At 75.2% G+C, this 2,956-nt stretch carries 2 protein-coding genes and 2 pseudogenes; 3 read left to right on the top strand and 1 reads right to left on the bottom strand.

What is annotated here, in order from left to right; all coding sequences use genetic code 11:
• Positions 1–106 (top strand): annotated as a pseudogene (locus RH94_RS44425) (hemerythrin domain-containing protein); the annotation flags it as partial.
• A gap of 198 nt (positions 107–304) precedes the next feature.
• Complete coding sequence (locus tag RH94_RS24110; protein WP_234425998.1) at positions 305–1,924, top strand: N,N-dimethylformamidase beta subunit family domain-containing protein; 1,620 nt, start codon at positions 305–307, stop codon at positions 1,922–1,924.
• Here RH94_RS24110 and RH94_RS24105 read toward each other — a convergent pair.
• A complete protein-coding gene (locus tag RH94_RS24105) occupies positions 1,891–2,256 on the bottom strand; it encodes an STAS domain-containing protein (protein WP_073949874.1) in 366 nt (121 codons plus the stop codon). The genes RH94_RS24110 and RH94_RS24105 overlap by 34 nt on opposite strands.
• Positions 2,257–2,491: 235 nt before the next feature.
• On the opposite strand from RH94_RS24105, the pseudogene RH94_RS44420 reads away from it, so the two are divergent.
• Positions 2,492–2,956: pseudogene (locus RH94_RS44420) on the top strand (PP2C family protein-serine/threonine phosphatase); the annotation flags it as partial.

Here is a 2,956-nt window from a genome sequence, read left to right as displayed (position 1 = left end):
CCCCGCCACACCGCACACGCCGACCGCGCAGAAGCTCCTCGCACCCGGCGCCGGAATGGTCGACCGGATCCGGGACGCGCTGTCCGGCCGCGGCAAGACCGGCTGAGGTCCGGCCGCACAAGGACCCACCCTCTCGCGGGGCCGTCGGGACCGTCGGGGTCCGTGACGGCCCCGCAGCCGTGCCCGCGGAGCCGTCACGCTCGGTGCCCGCCGCCCGTGCGGCCCACCGCCGCAGCCGCTACCTTCGCCGAAGGCACGCCATGAACCCCCGCGGGGAGGACCACTCCACACCCAGGGAGGCCATGTGAATCCGCACGAGTCACAGAAGCCCGCCGGGGAGAGCCGGGGACACGGCCCCGGCCGCAGGAGTTTCCTCGGCCTGTGCGCCTGCGCCGGCCTCGGCACGGCCGCCTGCGCCCACACGGCCGCCCGTCGGCCGCCCCGTGCCGCGGACAGCCACCGCCCGGAGGCGGAGCGGGACCGGTCCGGCGCCCACGACTGGCGGGTCGGTTCCCTCGGCCCGCCGGACGCGGTGGCCGGTTACACCGACCGGGTGAGTGTCACCCCGGGCCAGGAGTGCGGCCTGCACGTGTCGACCACGGCGTCCTCCTTCCGCGTCTCCGCCTACCGCGTCGGCTGGTACGGCGGGAGGGGCGCCCGGCTGGTCTGGCGCTCCGAACCGGTGCGCGGACGCGTGCACCCCGCCTCCCGCACGCCGTCCGCCACCCGCACCGTCCGCGCGGACTGGCCCCGCACCCTCACCCTCGGCACCGAGGGCTGGCCCGAGGGCGCCTACCTGCTACGCCTCGACGCCGACCACGGCCACCAGCGGTACGTCCCGCTGATCGTGCGCTCCACGCACGGCGCCGGCCGCACCGTACTCCTGCACGCCCCGGCCACCTGGCAGGCATACAACCGGTGGGGCGGTGCCAGCCTCTACAACGGCGCCTCCGGCGCCTACCGCACCCGCTCCCTCGCCGTCAGCTTCGACCGGCCCTACGACGCGAACGGCGCCGAGAAGTTCCTGGTGTACGAGTGGGCGGCCGTGGTCCTCGCCGAACGCCTCGGCCTGCCCCTGGCGTACACCACCGGCACCGACCTGCACCACGACCCCGGGGTGCTGCGCGGAGCCACCGCGCTGATCTGCCTGGGCCACGACGAGTACTGGACGCCCCAGCAGCGGGGGCACGTCACCGCGGCCCGGGACGCGGGCACCAACGTGGCCTTCCTCGGCGCCAACACCTGCTACCGCCGGATCCGTCTGGAGGACGGAGAACCGGGCGCCGAGCGGACCGTCGTCTGCTACAAGTCCTCCTACCGGAGCGATCCCTGCTACCCCTCCCGGCCCGCCCTGGTCACCACCGACTTCCGCCAGGGACCGGCCGCCGATCCCGAGTCGTCCCTCACCGGAGTGCTCTACGAGGGCTACCCGGTGGACGCGCCCCACGTCGTGCACGCGGCGGACCACTGGCTGTACGAGGGCACGGGCGTCCGCCCCGGCGAGAGCTTCGACCACCTGGTCGGAGTGGAGTACGACCGGGTCACCCCGGGCGCGCCCGTCCCCGAACCGCTGGAGATCACCGCCCACTCGCCGCTGGTGTGCGCGGGCGACCGCAGCCACAGCGACTCGGCGTACTACACGGCGCCCGGCGGGGCGGGCGTCTTCGCCACCGGCACCATGCGCTGGGTGGAGGCGCTGATGGCCGGCACCCCGGAGGGCGGCCGCGACCACGGCATGGACGCCCGCACCCGCGTCTTCGTCACCCGGACCACCGAGAACCTGCTGCGCGCCTTCGCCGAGGGACCCGCCGCCCGCCACCGGCCGGCGCCGCGCCCCAACACCCGGCAGGTGTACAGGACGGCCCGACCCGGCCGGCACCTCACGGCGGGTCAGGCGGAGAGGGCCGCGTCGAGACCGGCGTAGCACGGTATGAGCGTGTCCACGCCGACGAGCTGCAGCACCCGCAGCACCGCCTCCTGCGGTGCGGCCAGCCGCAGCCGGGTGCCGCCCGCCCGGGCAACCTGGTGGGCGGTGATGAGGGCGTTGATGCCGCTGGAGTCCATGAAGGTCACACCACTGAGGTCGACCACCGTGCCGGGCGCGCCCTCCAGGCAGGACAGCAGCGTGTCGCGGAACCGCGCGCTGCCGTCGAGGTCGACCTCTCCCACGACGGCCACGACACGGGTGCCGTCGTCGGCCGTGGTACGGGTGATCAGCAGCCGCTCGGGCACCGCCGGTCCCTCGGTCTCTGCCACGCTGCCCTCACTTCTCGTCGACGTCCGGCCACGGCCAGGGGGTCGTTGGCCATGATGTCAGGACTTCGATGCCAGGACTTCGTGAAACCGGCGAGGGGTCGCACCGCCGCACTGCGCACCACCCCTCACCCCGGCGGGAATCCGCTCCGGTCCCGTCCGCCACCGCGGGTCGCTCCCCGCCGACGCCCTCGCGCAGTGCTGGGATGAGGACGCACGGTGGCAGAAAGGGGTGGTCGTGGACGGCGACCTGGTGTCGGGCCCCGGGAGCGCTGCCGCGGACCGCTTCGTACGGGCGGAGCGGGCGCTCTCCGCGATCGGCACGACCCTCGACGACCGCAGGACGGCGGCCGAACTCGCCGCGTTCCTGGTCGAGGAGGTGTGCGACTCCGCGACCGTCGACCTCTACGGCTCGCAGGAGGGCCGCCGCGAACCGGGCGAGTCCCTGCGGCCGGCCGCCGTGGCCGGCCGGCGCGACCTCCTGGACAGCCTGGGGAAGGGCCCGCGCGAGAACGTCTCCGTGCGCGCCCTGGACGCGGGCCACCCCATCACCGCCTCCTTCACACCCGGCAGGGGCACGGGCCTGGCCACCCTCTCGGTGCCGCTGCTGACCCGGAACCGGGTCCACGGCGTCGCCCTCGCCCTGCGCGCCGGGCACCTCTTCGACGACGACGAGACGGCGGCCGTCCACTACGCGGCCCGG

The sequence above is a fragment of the Streptomyces kebangsaanensis genome, assembly GCF_001906585.1.
GTDB lineage: Bacteria > Actinomycetota > Actinomycetes > Streptomycetales > Streptomycetaceae > Streptomyces > Streptomyces kebangsaanensis.
This window is presented reverse-complemented; position numbering and strand designations above follow the sequence as displayed.